General features: G+C 66.8%; 23 protein-coding genes and 1 tRNA gene. 13 read left to right on the top strand and 11 right to left on the bottom strand.

Annotated features, from left to right (window positions below; all coding sequences use genetic code 11):
• Positions 1–25 precede the first annotated feature (25 nt).
• Positions 26–1186 (top strand): alkaline phosphatase PhoX, encoded by a 1161-nt coding sequence (locus ACLJPX_RS33290; protein ID WP_410604400.1) that lies wholly within the window; start codon positions 26–28, stop codon positions 1184–1186.
• A gap of 43 nt (positions 1187–1229) precedes the next feature.
• On the opposite strand, the gene ACLJPX_RS33285 is transcribed toward ACLJPX_RS33290, so the two are convergent.
• A complete protein-coding gene (locus ACLJPX_RS33285; protein ID WP_101612122.1) occupies positions 1230–1880 on the bottom strand; it encodes a DedA family protein in 651 nt (216 codons plus the stop codon).
• Between the two features lie 134 nt (positions 1881–2014).
• Here ACLJPX_RS33285 and ACLJPX_RS33280 point away from each other — a divergent pair, with 134 nt between their 5' ends.
• The 4 genes from ACLJPX_RS33280 to ACLJPX_RS33265 are packed head-to-tail and all read left to right on the top strand — an operon-like array spanning position 2015 to position 4522.
• Positions 2015–3166, top strand: coding sequence for a sensor histidine kinase (locus ACLJPX_RS33280; RefSeq protein ID WP_410604399.1), 1152 nt, complete (start codon positions 2015–2017; stop codon positions 3164–3166).
• On the top strand, positions 3157–3801 hold the full coding sequence (locus ACLJPX_RS33275; protein ID WP_410604398.1) for a response regulator: 645 nt from the start codon (positions 3157–3159) through the stop codon (positions 3799–3801). The genes ACLJPX_RS33280 and ACLJPX_RS33275 overlap by 10 nt, the downstream gene beginning before the upstream one ends.
• A 44-nt stretch (positions 3802–3845) precedes the next feature.
• On the top strand, positions 3846–4136 hold the full coding sequence (locus tag ACLJPX_RS33270) for an ArsR/SmtB family transcription factor (protein WP_101612119.1): 291 nt from the start codon (positions 3846–3848) through the stop codon (positions 4134–4136).
• Positions 4133–4522 (top strand): VOC family protein, encoded by a 390-nt coding sequence (locus ACLJPX_RS33265; RefSeq protein WP_101612118.1) that lies wholly within the window; start codon positions 4133–4135, stop codon positions 4520–4522. Before ACLJPX_RS33270 ends, ACLJPX_RS33265 begins: the two co-directional genes overlap by 4 nt.
• 59 nt (positions 4523–4581) lie before the next feature.
• On the opposite strand, the gene ACLJPX_RS33260 is transcribed toward ACLJPX_RS33265, so the two are convergent.
• On the bottom strand, positions 4582–4962 hold the full coding sequence (locus ACLJPX_RS33260) for a VOC family protein (RefSeq protein ID WP_410604397.1): 381 nt from the start codon (positions 4960–4962) through the stop codon (positions 4582–4584).
• A 48-nt stretch (positions 4963–5010) separates the two neighbouring features.
• The gene (locus ACLJPX_RS33255; RefSeq protein ID WP_410604396.1) at positions 5011–5154 is read right to left on the bottom strand and encodes a hypothetical protein; all 144 of its coding nucleotides are present in this window, start codon (positions 5152–5154) and stop codon (positions 5011–5013) included.
• A 96-nt stretch (positions 5155–5250) separates the two neighbouring features.
• Here ACLJPX_RS33255 and ACLJPX_RS33250 point away from each other — a divergent pair, with 96 nt between their 5' ends.
• The 4 genes from ACLJPX_RS33250 (at position 5251) to ACLJPX_RS33235 (ending at position 8277) form a co-directional block, all read left to right on the top strand.
• Entirely contained in the window at positions 5251–5889 is a 639-nt protein-coding gene (locus ACLJPX_RS33250; protein WP_410604395.1) for a TetR/AcrR family transcriptional regulator, read from the top strand.
• A 169-nt stretch (positions 5890–6058) separates the two neighbouring features.
• Positions 6059–7273: a DUF4241 domain-containing protein gene (locus ACLJPX_RS33245; RefSeq protein ID WP_410604394.1), complete on the top strand. Its 1215-nt coding sequence runs from the start codon at positions 6059–6061 to the stop codon at positions 7271–7273.
• 17 nt (positions 7274–7290) lie between these two features.
• Complete coding sequence (locus ACLJPX_RS33240; protein WP_410604393.1) at positions 7291–7713, top strand: PPOX class F420-dependent oxidoreductase; 423 nt, start codon at positions 7291–7293, stop codon at positions 7711–7713.
• Positions 7714–7902: 189 nt separating this feature from the next.
• Complete coding sequence (locus tag ACLJPX_RS33235) at positions 7903–8277, top strand: hypothetical protein (RefSeq protein WP_410604392.1); 375 nt, start codon at positions 7903–7905, stop codon at positions 8275–8277.
• 259 nt (positions 8278–8536) lie between these two features.
• Here ACLJPX_RS33235 and ACLJPX_RS33230 read toward each other — a convergent pair.
• A tRNA-Tyr gene (locus tag ACLJPX_RS33230) sits at positions 8537–8618 on the bottom strand.
• Positions 8619–8737: 119 nt separating this feature from the next.
• Between ACLJPX_RS33230 and ACLJPX_RS33225 the strand changes: the two genes are divergently transcribed.
• Complete coding sequence (locus tag ACLJPX_RS33225) at positions 8738–9229, top strand: YajQ family cyclic di-GMP-binding protein (RefSeq protein WP_007030975.1); 492 nt, start codon at positions 8738–8740, stop codon at positions 9227–9229.
• 28 nt (positions 9230–9257) lie between these two features.
• Here the strand turns inward: ACLJPX_RS33225 and ACLJPX_RS33220 are convergent, their stop codons facing one another.
• The 3 genes from ACLJPX_RS33220 to ACLJPX_RS33210 are packed head-to-tail and all read right to left on the bottom strand — an operon-like array spanning position 9258 to position 12263.
• Positions 9258–10463, bottom strand: coding sequence for a tyrosine-type recombinase/integrase (locus tag ACLJPX_RS33220; RefSeq protein ID WP_410604391.1), 1206 nt, complete (start codon positions 10461–10463; stop codon positions 9258–9260).
• Positions 10453–11859: a replication initiator gene (locus ACLJPX_RS33215; RefSeq protein ID WP_410604390.1), complete on the bottom strand. Its 1407-nt coding sequence runs from the start codon at positions 11857–11859 to the stop codon at positions 10453–10455. The genes ACLJPX_RS33220 and ACLJPX_RS33215 overlap by 11 nt, the downstream gene beginning before the upstream one ends.
• On the bottom strand, positions 11859–12263 hold the full coding sequence (locus ACLJPX_RS33210; RefSeq protein ID WP_410604389.1) for a hypothetical protein: 405 nt from the start codon (positions 12261–12263) through the stop codon (positions 11859–11861). The genes ACLJPX_RS33215 and ACLJPX_RS33210 overlap by 1 nt, the downstream gene beginning before the upstream one ends.
• 158 nt (positions 12264–12421) lie before the next feature.
• Here ACLJPX_RS33210 and ACLJPX_RS33205 point away from each other — a divergent pair, with 158 nt between their 5' ends.
• Positions 12422–13183: a GntR family transcriptional regulator gene (locus ACLJPX_RS33205; RefSeq protein WP_410604388.1), complete on the top strand. Its 762-nt coding sequence runs from the start codon at positions 12422–12424 to the stop codon at positions 13181–13183.
• A gap of 673 nt (positions 13184–13856) precedes the next feature.
• On the opposite strand, the gene ACLJPX_RS33200 is transcribed toward ACLJPX_RS33205, so the two are convergent.
• The 3 genes from ACLJPX_RS33200 to ACLJPX_RS33190 all read right to left on the bottom strand — a co-directional run bounded on the left by ACLJPX_RS33200 (position 13857) and on the right by ACLJPX_RS33190 (position 15650).
• Positions 13857–14276, bottom strand: coding sequence for a Fic family protein (locus ACLJPX_RS33200; protein WP_410604387.1), 420 nt, complete (start codon positions 14274–14276; stop codon positions 13857–13859).
• 9 nt (positions 14277–14285) lie between these two features.
• Positions 14286–14687 (bottom strand): DUF2188 domain-containing protein, encoded by a 402-nt coding sequence (locus ACLJPX_RS33195; protein WP_410604386.1) that lies wholly within the window; start codon positions 14685–14687, stop codon positions 14286–14288.
• A gap of 273 nt (positions 14688–14960) precedes the next feature.
• A complete protein-coding gene (locus ACLJPX_RS33190; RefSeq protein WP_410604385.1) occupies positions 14961–15650 on the bottom strand; it encodes a hypothetical protein in 690 nt (229 codons plus the stop codon).
• 177 nt (positions 15651–15827) lie between these two features.
• On the opposite strand from ACLJPX_RS33190, the gene ACLJPX_RS33185 reads away from it, so the two are divergent.
• Positions 15828–16976, top strand: coding sequence for a sialidase family protein (locus ACLJPX_RS33185; RefSeq protein WP_410604384.1), 1149 nt, complete (start codon positions 15828–15830; stop codon positions 16974–16976).
• 53 nt (positions 16977–17029) lie between these two features.
• Positions 17030–17911 (top strand): glucose-1-phosphate thymidylyltransferase RfbA, encoded by an 882-nt coding sequence (gene rfbA / locus ACLJPX_RS33180; RefSeq protein ID WP_101612110.1) that lies wholly within the window; start codon positions 17030–17032, stop codon positions 17909–17911.
• Here rfbA and ACLJPX_RS33175 read toward each other — a convergent pair.
• Positions 17901–19217, bottom strand: coding sequence for an NtaA/DmoA family FMN-dependent monooxygenase (locus tag ACLJPX_RS33175; RefSeq protein WP_410604383.1), 1317 nt, complete (start codon positions 19215–19217; stop codon positions 17901–17903). The two genes, rfbA and ACLJPX_RS33175, sit on opposite strands and share 11 nt — an antisense overlap.
• Positions 19218–19220: the final 3 nt, after the last annotated feature.

The following is a 19220-nucleotide window of genomic DNA, read 5'->3' as shown; positions in this document are numbered from 1 at the left end:
ATCAGCGGATGTCTCGGAGGCACGAGTGAAGCGACGGAATTTCCTGCGCGCGGCCGTGGTCGGCGCCGGCGTCACGGCGTTCGGAAACAGGCTTTCGGGGACGGCACTGGCCGCTCCCGCGCAGAACGGTCCCAGCCCGTACGGCGCGCTCCAGGCCGCCGACGCGAACGGGATCCAGCTGCCGGCGGGATTCACCAGCCGCGTCATCGCGCGCTCCGGCCAGCAGGTCGCGAGCACCGGTTACACCTGGCACAGCGCGCCGGACGGCGGCGCGGTGTTCGCCGACGGCAGCGGCTGGATCTACGTGTCGAACTCGGAGATCACCCCCGGCGGAGGCGCGAGCGCGGTCAAATTCGACGCGAGCGGGAACATCACCGGCGCCCACCGCGTGCTGGCGAACACCCGGCAGAACTGCGCGGGCGGCAAGACCCCTTGGAACACTTGGCTTTCCTGTGAGGAGGTCGACCTCGGGTTCGTCTACGAGTGCCAGCCGAACGGACCGGCCACGGCCGCCGTCCAACGGCCCGCGATGGGGAAGTTCAAGCACGAGGCCGCCGCGGCCGACCCGGTGCGCAAGGTCGTCTACCTGACCGAGGACACCTCGGACGGCTGCCTCTACCGGTTCGTCCCGACGACCTGGGGCAACCTCTCCGCCGGAACGCTGCAGGTGCTGAAGGCGGGCACGGCGACTTCGGGCAGCTTCACCTGGGCGAACGTGCCCGACCCGGACGGCTCGCCGACGGCCACGCGTAACCAGGTGTCCGGCGCGAAGCGGTTCAACGGCGGCGAAGGACTGCACTACGCCAACGACACCGCGTGGTTCACCACCAAGGGCGACAACCGCGTCTGGCAGCTGAACCTGACCACCGGCACCTACGAACTCGCCTACGACGATTCGCTGGTGAGCCCCGGTTCGGCACCGCTGACCGGCGTCGACAACGTCACCGGGACCTCGTCGGGCGATCTGTTCGTCGCCGAAGACGGCGGGAACATGGAGATCTGCATCATCACGCCGAACGACATCGTGGCGCCGTTCCTGCGGATCGGCGGCCAGAGCTCGTCGGAGATCTGCGGCCCCGCGTTCACCCCGGCCGGGAACCGGCTGTACTTCTCGTCGCAGCGCGGCACTTCCGGGTCGTCGTCCGGCGGGATCACCTACGAGGTGACCGGTCCGTTCCGCTCCTGAAACACGCGTACGGGGCGCCTGGATCCAGGCGCCCCGTACGGCTTCAGGCGTTGGTGCGGTTCTTTTCGCGGACGCGGCTGACGACGAAGAGGATCACCGCGACCGCGACGGCCGCGATCACGAAGTACTGGAAGAACCCGGCGTACTCCTCGACCAGGTGCCAGTTCTCGCCGAGGGCGTAGCCCGCCAGGACGAACACCGTGTTCCAGATCAGGCTGCCCAGCGTCGTCAGAGCCAAGAACCGCCAGAACGGCATGCGCTCGATCCCGGCGGGCAGGGAAATGAGGCTGCGGAAGATCGGCACCATCCGGCCGAAGAACACCGCCTTGGTGCCGTGCTTCTGGAACCAGGCCTCCGTCTTGTCGAAGTCGGCGGCCTTGACCAGCGGGATCTTCGCCATCCAGCGGCGCGTGCGGTCGCGGCCGAGCAACTGGCCGAGGTAGTACACGATGATCGCGCCGGCGACCGACCCGAAGGTCGTCCACACCAGCGCTTCCACCAGGGTGAACGTCCCCTGGCTGGCGGAGAACCCGGCGAGCGGCAGGACCAGCTCGCTGGGGATCGGCGGGAACAGGTTGTCCAGCCCGACGATGATCGCGGCTCCCGGACCTCCCAATGAGTCCATCAGCGATACCGCCCAGCCGGCGAGGCCGCCCATCGGTTCGCTGGCGGCTTGGGCGAGGAGGAGGTTCATGGCGGCCTTTCGTGGTCGTCTTCGGTTTCAACGAACGTACGAATTGCCCGAGTTCCGCACCCTGCGGTGAAGCGGCACAGATCACTGCGGAAAACCTCAGTACCGATCTCCGGTTACCCCGCTAGCCTGGCGTTATGCCTGTTCCGGCCGCCACGCGCCGCTACCTGCGCAAGATGCTCCGCGGCACGCTGGGCCTGGCCATCGGCTCCGCGACGGCGTTCGCCGAGTTCTTCTACGTCCTCTTCGGCGGCATCGCGCTCGCGATCCCCTCACTGCGGAGGCCCGTCTTCGCCGGCGCCCGCGTTCTGTCCGAAGTGGAGCGACGGCGGCTGGAGAGGTACCTCGGCGCCGAGAACGCGACCGACTACACCGGACGCCGTGCGATGACCTACCTCGTCCCGCGGTGCGTCGTCGGCCTGCTCGGCGCCGGGATCTTCGCCCTGATCCTCTGGGGCGCCCTCTCCGGCGCGATCATCGTGGTCCAGCTGTTCCACGGCGAGTCGCCCGGCGGCGGCGCGCCCTCGAGCTGGTACGACTTCATCACCATCGGCCTCTTCGGCGCCCTGCTCCTCTTCCTTGCCCTGCAAGGACTCGTCGGGATCGCGACGCTGGAACGCAGGCTGGCGAGGCACTTTTTCGGGCCCAGCGAGAAAGAGCAGCTGCGCCGCCGGGTTTCCGAACTCGCGACGAGCCGCGCCGAAGTGGTCGAAGCGGTCAACGGCGAGCGCCGCCGGATCGAACGGGACCTGCACGACGGCGTCCAGCAGCGGCTCGTCGCGCTCGGGATGCTGCTCGGCCGGGCACGGCGCACCAGCGATCCGGACCACTCGTCGGAGCTGCTCCGGCAGGCTCACGAGGAGTCCCAGCGCGCCCTCGAAGACCTGCGCGAGGTCTCGTGGCGGGTGTATCCGATCGCATTGGACTCCGACGGGCTGCACCCCGCGCTGGAGGCGCTCGCGGAACGCTCCGGCATACCGGTCCACCTGCGCGTCGACCTGCCGGAACGGCCACCCGCGGCCATCGAGACCGTCGTCTACTTCGTCGCTTCCGAGGCGGTCACCAATACGATCAAGCACGCCGCGGCGACGCGGATCGACATCGAGGCAGAGCGGGACGGGGACAGGGTGCGGGTGCGGATCACCGACGACGGCGCGGGCGGGGCGAGGGAATCCGGCGGCGGCCTTTCCGGCCTCGCGCGGCGGGTGGCGGCGGCGGACGGGGAGTTCACCGTGACCAGCCCGCCCGGCGGTCCGACCGTGGTGACGGCGGTGCTGCCGTGCGAGTGATCCTCGCCGAGGACTCGACCCTGCTGCGCGAGGGGCTGGTCCGGCTGCTGATCGAAGAGGGGCACGACGTCGTGGCGTCGGTCGGCGACGGCGAAGCGCTTCTCTCGACGACCGCCGCCTATCAGCCGGACGTGATCGTCACCGACGTCCGCATGCCGCCGACGCATACCGACGAAGGCCTCCGCGCGGCGCTCGAGATCCGGAAACGCTGGCCGGAGATCGGGGTGCTGGTGCTCTCGCAGTACGTCGAGAAGCGTTACGCCGCCGAGCTGATCACCGGTGACGGCGAACGCGTCGGCTATCTCCTGAAGGACAGGGTCGCCCAGGTGGGCGAATTCCTGGACGCGCTCGACCGGGTCGCCGCGGGCGGGGCGGCGTTCGACCCGGAGGTGGTCCGGCGACTGCTGGCGAGGACCACGCACACCGATCCGCTCGCGAAGCTGACCGCCCGCGAGCGCGAAGTGCTGGAGAAAATGGCGCAGGGCCACACGAACGCCGGGATCGCCGAGTCGCTGTACGTGTCGCAGAGCGCCGTCGAGAAGCACGTGAACGCTCTCTTCGACAAGCTCGGCTTGACCAACACCGCCGGCTACAGCCGCCGCGTCCTGGCCATCCTGCGCTACCTGGGTTCCTGACCCCCGATTTGACAGGCAAGTGACGACTTGCCTATAACGGGGTGGTGGACGACGACCTGTTCAAGGCGATCGGTGACCCGACGCGGCGAACCATCCTGGACGAGCTGACCGAGAAAGACGGTCAGACGCTGTTCGAGCTCTGCGGACGGCTGACCATGAAACACGGTCTCTCCTCGTCGAGGCAGGCCATCTCGCAGCATCTCGCGATGCTCGAACAGGCCGGTCTGGTGCACACCCGGCGGCAGGGCCGCTACAAGTTCCACCACCTCGACACGAGCCCGCTGCGCTCGATCGCCGAGCGGTGGCCCATCGACCGAGAGGAACCGAACCCGTGATCCGCATCAACATCACCAGCGTCTTCGTCGACGACCAGGCCAAGGCGCTCGCCTTCTACACCGAGAAACTGGGGTTCATCAAAAAACACGACGTGCCCACCGGCGACGCCCGCTGGCTCACCGTGGTCTCCCCCGCGAATCCCGACGGCGTCGAGCTCCTGCTGGAACCGGACGGCCACCCCGCGGCGAAGCCGTTCAAGAACGCTCTCGTGGGCGACGGGATCCCGTTCACCCAGTTCGCCGTCGACGACGTGTTCGCCGAGGTCGAGCGGCTCAAGGGACTGGGCGTCGAGTTCACCCAGGACGCCGTCGACCTGGGCCCGGTGGTCACCGCCGTCTTCGACGACACCTGCGGCAACCTGATCCAGCTCGCCACGATGAAGTAGCGCTCACGGGAAAAGCGGGGCCCGGTCCACTGTGGACCAGGCCCCGCTTCGGTTTTTCCTTACTGCTGCACCCATTCCACGAGTTCCACGGACACGCCGTTCGGGTCGGTGACCATGAAGAGACGCTCTCCCCACGGCTCTTCCCTCAGCGGCAACGTGATCTCGACGCCCTCGGCGCGGAGTCGCTTCTCCTCGGCTTCGAGATTCTCGACCGTGAAGGCCACGATCACTCCGGACGCGCACTGCTGCCGCAGATTCTCCGGCAGAACCTCGATCCCCGCCTGGAGCAGGACGATGGTCAGCTTCGCGCTTTCATGCCCGAGGGACACGAATCCCTCCGCGGCCATCTGCTCCGTGAAGCCGAAGTGCTCGATGAAGAAGCGGCTGGAAGCGGCGACGTCGTCGACGGTCAGCGAGACGGTGGAAGCAAGAACGTTCATGGGCTATCCCCTTCGGTCGGCAGTGTGTTTTCGGAATGAGCTGATCGGTCAGTACGACCGGCGGCGCGGGACACCGATCGAGCGGCGCACCGGCGTCGAGCGGCCGGGGAACGGCTGCTGATGGCGGCGGTCGCCCCGGCGGACCTGGGCGCGGCCGGTGCCTTCGTTGCCTTGGGGGATTCGAGCGGGCAAGGAGCCTCTTCTCTCTCAGTCGGTAGTACGGACGTAAGTTTACATTCGACCTACCATAAGTCAAGGATATTTTTACGCCGGTGGTAAACTTCGCCCATGACCAGCACGGATGTGGGTTTGCGAGAGCTCAAGAAGCAGGAGACGCGGCAGCTGATCTCCGACCAGGCGACGCAGCTCTTCATCGAGAAGGGCTTCGAGGAGACGACGATCGCCGAGATCGCCGCGGCGGCGAGGGTCGCGAAGAAGACCGTCACCAACTACTTCGCGCGCAAGGAAGACCTGGCGCTGGACCAGCACGAGGAGTTCACGAACGGGCTGGCGAACGCCGTCCGCGCCAGGAAGACGGGTGAGTCGGCGCTGGCCGCGCTACGGCGCACCTTCCTGGACGCGGTGGCGGCGCATTCGCCCGTGATCGGTTTCACCGGGCCGGTCTTCGCGAAAATGGTGCTGGAGAGCCCGACCCTGACCGCACGTCTGCGCGAACTGCACGAGCTCCGGGAAGCGGCGCTCGCCGACCTGCTCGCGACCGAGACCGGAGCCGACGCGGACGACGTCACCCCGGTCATGGCGGCCGCCGAGCTCAACGCGATCGACCGCGTCCTGTTCCGCGACGTCCTCCGGCGGTCCCACGCGGGCGAAAGCAACGACGAGATCGCCGCGGCACTGACGAAGGCGACCCAGCGAGCCTTTGAGCTGCTGGAACCGGCCTTCGGTGACTACGCGATCCGCGAGTAGTTCACCGGTTCCGTCCCGCCATCACCACGGCGACGATGACGGCCCCGACGAAGACGATCGCCAGCAGCAGGATGAGCAGATGCCACGGTTGGATCGCGAACACGTTGTCCCCCTTCGGTCTGAGGGGCATCCTAGGGGTCTTGTCGGGGGGACCCGCTAGGTTCGCCCCATGTCTGAGGGGACTTCGTTCGACGTCATCCACTGCGAGGGCTGGGATCCGGTCGCCCGCGCACTGGTCGGCAGGCTCGCCCCCGGCACCGCCCGGGAACGGGACACCACCGGCGAGCAGTACGCCGTCGCTCTGGTGCGTCCAGGCACCGAGATTCCGCCGGTGCTGCTCGAAATCGCCTGGCAGCACCGCTTCGCCCGCTGCCATCACATCGACGAACAGGGCAGGCGCCGCGCTTCGTTCGAGTATCGCCTGCTCGAAGACGGCGCCCTGTTCCTGATGAAAGTCGAGCAGTGGCACTACAAATCCGATGACCAGGAGGAGTTCGACAAGAAGACCGCCGGCCGGACGGAGCTGTCCTTCGGCCCCGACGGTGAGGGGTGGGTGCACCGGGCTCCCCGCGGCTACGGCGGCGGTTCCAGCAGTGGCCACGTACGGAAGGCGGTGTCCGAGCTGACCATGCCGAAGCCCGCCTTCGGCGACTGGGAACCGCTCGCGAACTCGGGGCCGCTGATCCTCCAGGCCCCGGAAGCTCCCGAAACCGATCCTCCGATGCCCGCCGAAGAGCGCCCTTGGCGCCCTTCCGTTCCCCTGCGCCCTTCCGACCTGGACGGGATGTTCACCGCAGGCACACGCTTTTCGTTGAGCGACAGCCGAAGTCTCGTCGAAATCGAGCTTCGGGACGCCGGGAAACTCCGGATGCCCAGCGGCAGACTGGTCGCCTCGGATCCGGCCTTCCTGGATTCGGAAACCGGGCATTTCACGGTCACCGTGCCGCCCGGGGAGTACCGGGTCGAGCTCGCCATGATCCGGTTCGTCGACGAACCCGCCCACGAACGGGCCGCCGCCGCCAAACTCGTCGTCGCCGACGTTCCGGTGGTCACCTGGGAGGCCGCGCTCTGGCCGGGGCAGGACGCGCTCTTTCTCGGGGACGGGGAGTTCTACGGCTACGGCGTGGACAGCGGCACAGGCTGTTTCGCCGACGTCACGGCACTTCCCGAAGAGATGGACGACGAACTCCTGGAGAAGTTCACCGAGGTGGATCCCTACTGCGAAGTGGCCCCCGCCGGAGCAGACGGGAACATCATCGCGTTCACCACCGGGTGGGGTGACGGGAGCTATCCGACCTGGATCGGCCGGGCGGCCGACGGCACCCCGGTCTGCTTCGTCACCGACATGCTGATCCTCGACGGCGCGGAGGTTTTCCCGGCTTGAGCGAGGACCATGGCGCCATGGCCTTCACAGACGAAGAGATCGCGTACCTGCGTTCACAGCCCTTGGCCCGCTTCGCGACCCTGTCGGAAGACGGCGAACAGCCCGACGTCGTCCCGCTGGCGTTCGAGTTCGACGGCACGCACTTCTGGGTCGGCGGCGGGGGCGAGTCGGTCCTCGCGACCCGGAAGTTCCGCAACATCCAAGCGGGACAACGCAAAGTCGCCTTGGTCATCGACGACCTCGTCTCGCTCGACCCCTTCATCGCGCGCGGCATCCGGATCTACGGCGAAGCCGCGGATCCTGTCGACCGGGTGGGAACGGTCGGCCCGGGTATCTACGCACGCGTCACACCGACGGTGTCGTGGAGCTGGAACCTGGCGGGCGAACCCGTTGGGGAGGCCTGGTACGAATCGAGGCGCGCGGTACACGGCGACGCGTAAAGGAGCATGTCCCGCCGATCTCCTGATGTCTCCAGCACGCTGACGGAGCCGGCGTGGGAGAACACGACGGTCCTCTCCGGCGACCTGCGCACGGAGATCGAGAGGCTGAAGGGATCGAGCTGTTGCGCTACCGGGCTCGGTAGGGTCGTATTCCGGCGTAGCGGCGGGAGAACGACGGAGGTGACGGTCATGGTCGACGCGTCGAAGTTCACGGCCGAGGTGTTCGGCCGTGCGGCGGCCCGGCCCGACGTCCCGCCGCGCCTGGCACGGGCGGCCGACTGCGTCCGGGAAGGCAAGTTCAGCTGGGAAGAGGTCGCCTCCGGGAAGTGCGAGCACCCGCTCGCGCAGGCGCTGTTCGCGCCGAGGGCCCAGGAGAAGCTGTGGCCGCTGCTGGCCGAGGTCGCCGCGGAACTGGAGTCGGCCCCCGCTCCGGCGGCCCCGCCCCGGCGCGCGCGACGAGCACCCGCGACGGACGACGACTTCAGCGAGCACACCTACCTCGAAGACCTGGCCGAACCGAACACGCATCCGGCCTGGCCGCAGAAGCGGGGTCGTGGCCGGTAGCGCCTAAGGCTCCGGCGGGATCGTTATCCAGAACCGATCCTCTCCGCCGTTCGGCGACGAACCGCTCGAAGTCCGCGGTGGCGCGCTCCAGCAGCTCCGTCGAACCCCCGTCGGCCAGGCGATCCGCCAGCTCACCGTCCAGCCAGGACCGGCGCACCGTCGTCGTCGGCTGCATGAGCCGTGACGGTTCGGGCAGTCGCATCTCCCCAGCGTACGAACAAGAGCGGCCCCGTGACTGGGTCACAGGGCCGCTCTGGTGTGGCGAGTGAGGGATTCGAACCCCCGAAGGCGTAGCCGTCTGATTTACAGTCAGATCCCTTTGGCCGCTCGGGCAACTCGCCGTGGCCGGGCAAGCCCGGTCGAGACGAAAGAATACCCAATGCCATGGCGGGCCGGTCAACCGGGTTCCGCAGGGCTAGGGTGGAAGCTCCTGACAAGCGAGTACGAGGTGTGAGAACACGTGGCGGATCCCTCTTTCGACGTGGTGAGCAAGGTCGATCGCCAGGAGGTGGACAACGCCCTCAACCAGGCCAGCAAGGAACTCGGTACACGGTTCGACTTCCGGGGTACCGGGACCAAGATCGACTGGTCCGGCGAGGAGGCGATCGCGATCGAGTCGGAGACCGAAGAGCGGGCGCTGGCGGCGGTCGAGGTGTTCAAGGAGAAGCTGATCAAGCGCGGCATCTCCCTGAAGGCCTTCGAGGCGGACGAGCCGGCGTTGTCCGGCAAGATCTACAAGATCGGCGGCAAGATCCTGCAGGGGATCGCGTCGGACAAGGCGAAGCAGATCGCCAAGTTCATCCGCGACGAAGGCCCCAAGGGCGTCCAGGCGCAGATCCAGGGCGACCAGCTGCGGGTGTCCGGCAAGAAGAAGGACCAGCTGCAGGACGTGATCGCCTTGCTCAAGGGCAAGGACTTCGAGATCGCGCTGCAGTTCACGAACTACCGGTGATCGATGGGCTCTGACCTGCGGGTATCCGTCAGCGGGTGCCCGTGGGTACAACCCCGGTACAACTCAGCGCGGAGTCGACGAGCGTGCGCGTCTGGTCGACGGCATCCGGCCAGTAGCCGACGTAGGTGTTGAGCGTCACTGTGGGCGTCGTGTGGCCCATGGCGAGCTGGACGGTCTTGACGTTCGCTCCACCGAAGATCAGCACCGTGGCGAAGTAGTGCCGCAGGTCGCGGAGACCGAAGCCCTCCGGCAGGCCAGCCGCCTTCACGGCCGGACGCCAGATGTACGACCAGTCAGCCCGGTGGATCGGTCGACCATCACCCCGTGTGAACACCAGGTCGGCGGGTCGCCGAATCGGCCGGCGGGGGTCGGTCTCGTCGTCGATCTCCTCCGGCAGCGACCGGAAGGTCTCCAGATGGCTGCGCAGCGAGTTCGAGACCAGTGTCGGCAGCTCGTTCACCCGGCGACTGGTCTTCGTCTTCGGAGGGGCCAGATAGGGCGTGCGACCGGACACCACGGTGAGCTGGTGGCGTACCTCGACCTCCATCGTGTCGAAGTTGATCGCATCGCGCTCCAGACCGAAGATCTCACCACCTCGCCAGCCGCAACCGGCCGCCAGGTAGACAATCGGCCGGTATCGCTCAGGGAGTGCGTCGTGCAGCGCGTGGACCTCTTCCGGCCGCGCGATGTAGTACTTGGCGTCCTCGATCTCCGGCAGACGGATACCGACGCACGGAGACGTCCCGATGCGCTTGTCGGCCACAGCCGCGTTGAACAGCGGGACCAACGTTCCAAAGTAGACAACCGCGAGCGTGCTCGGAGCAAGCTTGACGGCCCGATCCTTTACCCAGCCCCGAATATGCGAGCTACGAATCTGCGCGATAGGCAGATCACCGAGCACGGGTACCAGGTGCCGCCGGATGACGCGCTCGGTGCGTTCGGCCGTGCTCGGGCGATGCAGCAACGTCTGCCGCCACTGGTCCGCGTACGCCTTGAACGTCAGCCGTCCGGCGCGCGGGTCGACGTACTGACCGCGCGAAATGTCGGCGTGCATGTTCGCGTCGTGCCGATCAGCGTCAGCCCGCCGCTCGAAAAGCTCAGTCCGGTCCTGCCCGGTGTCCGGGTCAACCCAGCGCACACGCCAGCGCTTGCCGCGTCCGTGTCGCTTTGAACGCAGCCGCTCACCGGTGACAGAGTCACGTTTCCGCAGGTACCAAAGGTCATCAACGGCCATCGGGTGCCCCAGCATCATCGTCTTGGCCGTCGAGCTTGCGTCGGGCGAGGTGGAGTTCGGAGAACATGGCGGCGAGGCGTCGTTCAGCGTCGTTGTGGTAGCCGATGCCGGTCATGGACCAGTCGTTGACGACGGTCAGGGGCTCGGTGTCGGCGATGCCCAGGGCTTCGCGCTGTTCGTCGAGGCGGTATTCGGCGCGGGTGCGGCGGATCGCCCCGAAGGTGGTGGAGTAGCGACGCGACTTGGTCAGGAAGTGGCCTCGGAAGCCGAGCATGTGCGCCCACTTCCGCAGGTTCAGTTCCTCGAACTCAGGCAGTCCACCGAGACGCCATGCCGTGCGCATGAGCTGCTTGTGGTGCTCGGTGACGTCGAGCTGTTCGATGTGCTCAGCCGAGCGGATCCGGTAGTCGGAGCCTTCGGTCAGGCGGGTGCCCTTGGTGGCGTACTTCGCGACATAGCCCGCGACACGCCGGTCATGCCAGCCGTCGCCGGAGTCCTCCGAGGTGCCTTCCGACGTCGCGATGGGCTCGACGTCGACCTGATCACCCCACGCCAGATCCCGCGCGCCCACAGCAGAGGACTCGGGGGTGCGCACGAGGACCGAAGCCGCGGCTTCCTGGATAACGGCCGCGAGGACGTCGGCGTCCAGAAAAGTGGACGGCGGGGGCGGACCGTCCGGGCCTTCCGGGCCGTCGATCCGGACGACCGCGTGAAAGTGGATCAGCCCCCGACGCTGGTATTCGGCGACCTTGGCATACGACAGGCGCATGACCTGCCGCAGCTCAGCCGCCCGGATGCCCAGAGCGCGGGCGAGTTTGCGGCCCACGGCGATGGTGAACCGTCGCCAGAGTTCCCCAGCGTGGGCCTGCCACAACACCGACCCCGCGTAGTCGTACGTGTCCGGGTCCACCGGCGTACCGAGAGCGTCGTCGTACTGGGAGTGGAGCTCTCCGCACGAGCAGCGGCGGACGTGTCCATTGCGGACTGGTCGCGAGTGGACTTTCCCGAACGACGGAGCGGTCAGCGTCGCTAGGACCCGCAGATGGCCGGTGACGGTCTCGGGGACGCCCTTGCCACCGGCCATCCCGGCGCGGATGAGGTGGAATGTGTCGTGGGCGTAGTGCGCCGAGCAGGACTCGCACACAGCCGCGCGACGGTTCTTGCACGGGACGAACACGTTGCCGGACAGCTCCGAGACGACCGCGCCCGAACCGTCGACCACTGTGGACGATCCGGCCATCCGGACTGGCTTCACACAGCCCCGAGCGGCCTGGACTTTCCCGGACCAGGTGTCGAAGTCGGCGCGGGAGAGGACGTGGGCCAGGGCCGGGTCCAGGACGCCGGACTCGGTGAACGTGGCCGCCATCTCCCGCAGGCCCAGCGGAGCGGCGACCATCAGCCCTCCGCGCAGAGGCAGATAGCGGCACCGCCGACGCGCCCGGTCAGCGAACCGTCCCTGTCACGGACCACCAGAGTGCCCCAGCAGTCCGGGCACGTCCCGGCAGGCGCACCCTCGTCACCCCGTCGCGCGACCGACCGCAGGAACCGTGCCAGCGAGTAGGAGCGGAACGGGCCGACCACGGTGTAGGTCTCCCCCGCATCCACCAGCGCGTCCCACTCCGCACCGGAAAGGCCCACCACGTCCGTGATCACGTCCTCCACGAACGGCGGGAGATCACCGAACTTGTTCCGCGCGTACGGCTCCAACGTCAGCGGATTCTCATCCGAGAACCGGAACCGATCCGGGATCACCGTCACATGCGGTCGTTCGTCATCATCCAGCGCAGCTAAGGCACCCATCGAGCTCTCCTAACTGGTCATGACAAGCTGACCAGTTCAGAATGACCGCAACTGGTCATGATGTCAAGATGAGTTGTCCAGCCCTGTGGTGTTTGACCGTCGCCAGGTGGGATACTTGTAGTGACGTCCTGATGCACTGACCAGTAAGGGTGTTGTCGATGATCGACCGAGCGAGCGGACTACCGGCCTACCGTCAGGTGGCCGGTGACCTGCGGGAAAAGATCAACACCGGCGAGTACAACCCTGGTGACAAGCTCCCGTCCGAGCGCATCTTGGTCGAGACCTATGGCGTTTCGCGGATCACTATCCGTGAAGCCGTTGGACTTCTCCGCTCGGAGGGACTCGTGAGCGCAGAGCATGGCAAGGGTGTGTTCATCCGCCCGCCGCACAGGGTTGAGCGCCTCAGCCGGAGCAGGCTCAGCCGGGCAGCCCGCGCCGAGAACAAGGGTGCGTTCCTCGGGGATGCCGAGGCGAACAAGTTCACACCGAGTGTCAGCGTGAAGATCACCTTTGAGCCAGCGGATACGGACACGGCAACAGCGCTTGGCATTGACGAGGGTGCGGAGGTGACGGTCCGAGAACGAGTCATGCGAGCGAATGGCCTGCCGGTCCAGCTCGCAACGTCTCGGCTTCCCAGGGAGATCACGCGGGCCACGCTGATCGAGCAGGTGGACACTGGCAAGGGCGGTAGCTACGCACGCCTTGAAGAAGCCGGGTACCCGCTAGACCACTTCGTGGAGACAGTCAGCACTCGTATGCCGACTCCTGAAGAGGCGTCCATGCTCCAGCTCGACAACGGAACTCCGATCTTCGCGGTTCGGCGGATTGCCTACAGCACAGAAGGTCGAGCGGTCGAGATGAACGACATGCGCTTGTCTGGCGACAAGTACGAGCTTGCGTACGAGTTCCCGGCGGGCTGATCTCCGTAGATCCCATGCCGGTGAGCCGGGCGCTTGGTGAGAACTTTCTCTACTGGATCAAGGCGGCCCCTCCGGGGCCGCTGGCAGAGTGTTCGATCCACGGGCAAGCCCCGCCGGGGCATGCGGCCTGGCGGCCGGTCCCCGGCGGTCGCCCGTGGAAAAGCCAACCAGCGGCCACCCGCCGAAGAGGCCGCCAATAAGGTTTCAAGTCATCGACCAGGGCAAACAGCGATGCCGGCGTAGCTCCGCGGGAAGGCTCCGTCAACAAGCAATGTCCTCGCCGGACGGGCAGGTCTCCGGGATGGCCGGGAAAGCACGGAAGTCGCGTTCGTGAGTGCCTGTCGTCCATCCCATCGACCTCCCAGAGGGCTATCGAGCCTGTCAAGGGGGCAGTCCGGCGGCAAACTCACGACAGTAGGCCTGTGCCCCCTTGACAGGCTCGATCGGGCTGACGCCAGGTCGACGGGATGGACGAAAGGCCCCACTTGTTGGTTTAGATCGAAGATCAAACCCGCCTTTAACCCATCGCAATCAGTCGACCATGACAGCAAACGACGCCAGTCAACGGGTGTTCTCTTTCGCAAAGACGGAAAGCCTCTTAGACGCGACGTGATCGGGGCTGTGCCAGGTAGACGAGGTGCCGCGAGGGTCGCCCACCTGCCTGCGTAGACGACTATGCGATGCGCCTTAGCCGAAGCTGCACCCAAGCAGACAGCGCGGGAAGCGGCACATTACCCGCAGCAGCAGCACGCACTACGTCGTCCGTCTCTTTTCCATCGTCCTCGTCAGCCGCCGGAGGTACCCAATCCCATCCATTCAAGGCCGAAAAACCAATCGCACATAACAGCGCCGTTCGCTTGTTCCCATCGGGTAGCGGGTGATTCGAAGCGATGCGCTGCAACAGGATCGCAACTTTGTCCGGAAACCGCTCGTACTGCTCATGGTCACCGAAACCTGCCGCAGGTGCTGCAAGCGCAGACTCGGCCAGACCGACGTCGACCACGGCTCGAACAGTGGGCTCCGGCATCTTGAGCGCAACAGAGGCGGCGACTACGAAGTAGTCGAAATTAAGGTACCTGACGTCGTCAGCCACGAATTTTGACTACTTCGCCAACCGATTTAGCGCAGCCTCATTGACCATAGCAGCAGTTTTAATAGCCTCAAGAAAGCTGCTACCCGGGGCGCCAGTCGCGTCGTGCTCCGCCTGCATCTGCCGAAGATTCTCCAGCCTAGGCGACACACCGGCAACCGTGGGCTTACGCTTTGACGCACCCTTAGCACGAACGGTCGTCCTTCGACCTTTTTTGACCTCAGCCCTAAAAGCACCAGTCTTCGCGGAATACGTCACATCACTGATTCGTCGATTCCGCTGCGTCGCAAGAGCGTAGTTAACGGCTTCATGTTGAGTCTTGAAGACGCGCGAACGCTCAGATTGCTGCGCGGGCGTCACGACGCGCCAACCACCTGTCGCGGTCGGCACAACGTGGACATCCTTCGCAGCCATACGGCCATGATACGTCACCCTCACCGCTCGACACAGCCGTTCCACCAGCGCAACCCCGTCACAGCGTCAACGCGTAACCACGAGGTTAGGTACAAATCCGGTACAGATGGCACCGACCAACGATGACCGACAACGACCAGCAACAGGCACAAACCCGCAGTCAAAGCCCTACGTCTCCCCATAACCCCTGGTCAGACGCAGTTCACGAACTACCGCTGACAGCGGCATCGACAAGGCCACCTTCGGGAGCACCGAAGGTGGCCTTCGTCATACCTAAGACGCGGTGACCGTCCAGCTCCCGTCGCCTTCGAGCGAGACGTACGCGGGGCCGGGCACGGGCACGCTGCCCTGGTAGTCGCCGAGCTGGTTCACGGGGAGATCCGAGTAGTCGCCGCCGTGCACCCACACCGCGGTGTTGCCGTTGCCCTTGGTGGTGACGGCGACCGCCGAGACGGCCTCGGGCACGAAGAAGACCACGTCGCGCTTGCCCGAGAGGGCCTTGCCCGGTTCCAGCACGGGCAGGCCGCTTTCGTCGGTGACGGTCAGCGTCCAGGCGGCGTTGGCCTTGATGGTGAACGTCTTCGCCTGGTAGCCGGGCATGTCGTTGATCCACTGCGTGCCCTTGTACGGGCCTGCGTCGTTGACGATCAGCTCGTGCTCGGTGTTGACCGCGACGTGCCCGGAACACTTCGGACAGTCGAAGGTCACGAAGCCGAGGCGCATCGGCCAGGTCGTGGGGACCGACGCGTTCCCCTTGCCCGAATGCTTCTCCACCGGCTGGGGGCCTGGTGGCGGGGTGGTGGTGGACGTCGGCGGCGGCGTGGGAGTCGCCGAAGGTGAGCGCAGTCCGTCCGACGCGGCCCGCGCGACGACGCGGCCCGTGTTCGGCGGCGAGCAGGCCAGCAGGCCCGCGGTCAGCAGCACGGCACTCGCGGCCGCGCACAAGCGCCTGATCACGTACATCCCCCTAGATGGTCACTCCTGGGATCTTCGCGGGCCGATAGCCCAGCGTTACCGGGCCACCCGGCCGAGCGATTCACGCCACCCGGGCGTGGGTTTCTTCCGCAACGCCTTCGCTGGAGTCCGAAATGGACAAATGCCCGTGTTGTAATCCGGCGATCGCGTTCAAGGAAGGTTCCGATGAAGCGCCGTTTCAGCTCCGCACTCGCCCTAGCGCTGTCACTCACCGTGATCGCGTCGCTGTTCACCTCCGCGCAGGCCGCGGAACGGCAACAGCTCGTGCCCGGCTACGGCTCGTACGCACGGCTGATCCGGCTGGAGCATTCCGCGATCGGCCGAGGCCGCATCCTCGCGTCGCTGACCAGCGAGGACGCCAGCGGCAAGTTCACCCCGATCATGGAAAGCACCGACGAGGGGCAGAGCTTCCACAAGATCGGCGAGGTCCGCGACCGCGACGGCCGCTACGGCATGTGCTGCGGAACGCTGTACGAGCTGCCGCAGCGAGTCGGCAGGCTCCGCGCGGGCACCTTGCTGTGGGCCGCGAGCTACCGTCAGGACGCCGGTCCGCAGCGGCGGATCGGCATCAAGATCTGGTACAGCCGGGACGCCGGACGCAGCTGGGCCTTCCTGTCCGAGGCCGCCCGCTCCCACAACCACGACGGCATCTGGGAGCCGGAGTTCGTCGTCGACGCGGGCGGCACACTGTGGCTGCACTACGCCGACGAGACCGAGGCGCCGCAGTTCGCGCAGGTGATGAACCGGGTCGCTTCCACGGACGGGGTGCACTGGGGCACCAAGCAGCGCACGATGGCCATCCCGCCCCACCGGGTGCGGCCGGGGATGCCGATCATCCGCAGGCTCCCCGACGGCCGGTACTACCTGGCCTACGAGATCTGCAACTACGGCAACCGCTACTGCGACCCGTACTTCAAGATCTCCTCCGACGGCGCCAACTGGGGCGACCCCCTCGATCCCGGCACCCGCGTCACCACTGCCAGCGGCAACTACTTCCAGCACGCCCAGACGATCACGCTGTTCCCCGGCGGCCCGAACGGCGTGCGGCTGGTGATGGTCGGGCAGATCTACACCAACGCCGCCGGCGTCCCCCAGCCCAAGAACGGCCAGGTCCTGCTGGCGAACGACAACTTCGGCGCCGGGAACTGGTACGAGCTGCCCGCGCCCGTGCACATCACCGGCATCCACAACAACTTCTGCCCCAACTACAGCTCGACCCTGCTGCCGGTCGACGGCGGCAAGAACGTGCTGCAGATCTCCACCGAGTACAACCTGGGCTGCAAGGCCTATTTCGCGAAGGGCCCCGCGTTCTGATCCACCCGGTAGTGTGAGTCGTCGAGCGAACGGCTACGAAGCGGGGGCTGAGGATGAAGGGCATCGTGCTGGCCGGGGGCAGCGGGACACGGCTGCATCCCATCACCCAGGCGGTCTCGAAACAGCTGCTGCCGGTCTACGACAAACCGATGATCTACTACCCGATCTCGGTGCTGATGTTCGCCGGGATCCGCGAAATCCTGATCATCTCGACCCCCGTCGACCTGCCGCATTTCCGCAGGCTGCTCGGCGACGGCAGCCAGTTCGGGCTCAGCTTCACCTACGCCGAGCAGGCCGCCCCCAACGGACTCGCCGAGGCGTTCGTCATCGGCGCGGACTTCATCGGCGATGACGACGTCGCGCTCGTGCTCGGCGACAACATCTTCTACGGCCAGGGGTTCTCCAGCCGGTTGCAGGCCGCCGTGACCGCGCTCGACGGCTGCGTGCTGTTCGGCTACCCGGTCAAGGATCCGCAGCGCTACGGCGTCGGCGAGATCGGCGCCGACGGCAAGCTCCTCTCCATCGAGGAGAAGCCCGAGAAGCCGAAGTCGAACAAGGCCATCACCGGCCTGTACTTCTACGACAACCAGGTCGTCGAGATCGCCCGTGACCTCAAGCCCTCGCCCCGTGGCGAGCTCGAGATCACGGACGTCAACCTCGCCTACCTGCGACAGGACCGCGCGACCCTGGTCGACCTCGGCCGCGGGTTCGCCTGGCTCGACACCGGCACGCACGACTCGCTGCTGGAAGCGGGCCAGTTCGTGCAGGTCCTCGAACACCGGACGGGCGTCCGGATCGCCTGTCTCGAGGAGGTCGCGCTGCGGATGGGCTTCATCGACGCGGACCAGTGCTTCGCGCTCGGCGCGAAGCTGGCGAAGTCCGGCTACGGCGAATACCTGATGAACGTCGCGCGCACGCAGGGCGCTACCGGCTGAACAAGTGCTCCCTCAGGGTGTCGCCGGTGTAATCCGTCCGGAAGACACCCCGTTCCTGCAGGTGGGGAACGACGTCGTCGACGAACGCGTCCAGCCCGCCCGGGGTCAGATGCGGCACCAGCACGAAGCCGTCGGCGGCGTCGCTCTGGACGTACTCGTTCACCGAGTCCGCGACCTGACGGGCGGTGCCGACGAACTGCTGGCGCGCGGTCACCTCGATGACCAGTTCGCGGATCGAAAGCTTCTTCTCCTCCGCGATCGCCCGCCATTTCGCGGCCACGGCCAGCGGATCCTTCTCGTGCCGGACGCGGCCCCAGGTCAGCGGTTCGGCGTCGGGGTCCGGGTCGACCTCGGGTAGCGGGCCGTCGGCGTCGTAGGCGGAGAGGTCGCGGCTCCAGACCTGTTCGAGGAACTGGATCGCGGTCGCGGGCCGCACCTGCTGATAGCGGATCTCGCGTGCGTACTCGTGCGCGTCCTCCTCGGTGTCGCCGAGGACGAACGTCGCGGCGGGCATGATCAGCAGCTCGCCGGGCTCGCGGCCGTGGGCGGGCAGCCGCCGTTTGACGTCGGCGAAGAACTCCTTGCCGCTTTCCAGCGAACCGTGGCGGCTGAAGATGACGTCCGCGGTCTTGGCCGCGAACTCCCTGCCCTCGTCGGAATCCCCGGCCTGGATGACGATCGGCTGCCCCTGCGGTGTCCTCGGGACGGTGAACTCGCCGCGGATGTCGAACTGCGGTCCGCTGTGGACGAAGCGGTCGATGCCGCGGGCGAAGACGCCGTTCTCCTTGTCCCCCACCAGCGCGTCGGGCGCCCAGCTGTCCCAGAGTTCCCGGACGGTGGCGAGGAATTCCTCGGCACGGCGGTAGCGGTCCTCGCGTTTCAGGAAGCCGCCGCGCCGGAAGTTCTGTCCCGTCCACGCGTCCGGTGAGGTGACGACGTTCCACGCGGCGCGACCGCCGGAGAGGTGGTCGATGCTCGCGACCTGCCGCGCGACCTCGTAGGGCTCGTTGAAGGTCGAGGACAGTGTTCCCGCGAGGCCGAGCCGGGTGGTGACCGCGGAGAGCGCGGCCAGGACGGTGGTGGTGTTCGGCCGCCCGACAACGTCGGAGTCGAGGATCTCGCCCGCGTGCTCGCGCAGGCGCAGCCCTTCGGCGAGGAACAGGAAGTCGAACTTGCCCCGCTCGGCGGCGCGCGCGAGATGTTCGAAGGACGAAAAGTCGATTTGGCTACCCGAACGCGGGTCGCTCCACACGGTCGTGTTGTTGACGCCGGGGAAATGGGCGGCGAGTTTGACCTGCTTGGGCATCTG

Origin of the sequence: Amycolatopsis sp. lyj-90, from assembly GCF_046549035.1 — a bacterium.
In the GTDB taxonomy this organism is placed as follows: domain Bacteria; phylum Actinomycetota; class Actinomycetes; order Mycobacteriales; family Pseudonocardiaceae; genus Amycolatopsis.
Note: the sequence above shows the minus strand (reverse complement) of the source record. Positions and strands in the feature narration are given on the sequence as shown.

Coding starts and splice junctions, on each gene's coding strand:
- ACLJPX_RS33285 (WP_101612122.1), bottom strand. CDS start 1,880: ATGAACCTCCTCCTCGCCCAAGCCGCCAGCGAACCGATGGGCGGCCTC.
- ACLJPX_RS33280 (WP_410604399.1), top strand. CDS start 2,015: ATGCCTGTTCCGGCCGCCACGCGCCGCTACCTGCGCAAGATGCTCCGC.
- ACLJPX_RS33260 (WP_410604397.1), bottom strand. CDS start 4,962: ATGAACGTTCTTGCTTCCACCGTCTCGCTGACCGTCGACGACGTCGCC.
- ACLJPX_RS33250 (WP_410604395.1), top strand. CDS start 5,251: ATGACCAGCACGGATGTGGGTTTGCGAGAGCTCAAGAAGCAGGAGACG.
- ACLJPX_RS33245 (WP_410604394.1), top strand. CDS start 6,059: ATGTCTGAGGGGACTTCGTTCGACGTCATCCACTGCGAGGGCTGGGAT.
- ACLJPX_RS33240 (WP_410604393.1), top strand. CDS start 7,291: ATGGCCTTCACAGACGAAGAGATCGCGTACCTGCGTTCACAGCCCTTG.
- ACLJPX_RS33235 (WP_410604392.1), top strand. CDS start 7,903: ATGGTCGACGCGTCGAAGTTCACGGCCGAGGTGTTCGGCCGTGCGGCG.
- ACLJPX_RS33220 (WP_410604391.1), bottom strand. CDS start 10,463: ATGGCCGTTGATGACCTTTGGTACCTGCGGAAACGTGACTCTGTCACC.
- ACLJPX_RS33215 (WP_410604390.1), bottom strand. CDS start 11,859: ATGGTCGCCGCTCCGCTGGGCCTGCGGGAGATGGCGGCCACGTTCACC.
- ACLJPX_RS33210 (WP_410604389.1), bottom strand. CDS start 12,263: ATGGGTGCCTTAGCTGCGCTGGATGATGACGAACGACCGCATGTGACG.
- ACLJPX_RS33205 (WP_410604388.1), top strand. CDS start 12,422: ATGATCGACCGAGCGAGCGGACTACCGGCCTACCGTCAGGTGGCCGGT.
- ACLJPX_RS33195 (WP_410604386.1), bottom strand. CDS start 14,687: ATGGCTGCGAAGGATGTCCACGTTGTGCCGACCGCGACAGGTGGTTGG.
- ACLJPX_RS33190 (WP_410604385.1), bottom strand. CDS start 15,650: ATGTACGTGATCAGGCGCTTGTGCGCGGCCGCGAGTGCCGTGCTGCTG.
- ACLJPX_RS33185 (WP_410604384.1), top strand. CDS start 15,828: ATGAAGCGCCGTTTCAGCTCCGCACTCGCCCTAGCGCTGTCACTCACC.
- rfbA (WP_101612110.1), top strand. CDS start 17,030: ATGAAGGGCATCGTGCTGGCCGGGGGCAGCGGGACACGGCTGCATCCC.
- ACLJPX_RS33175 (WP_410604383.1), bottom strand. CDS start 19,217: ATGCCCAAGCAGGTCAAACTCGCCGCCCATTTCCCCGGCGTCAACAAC.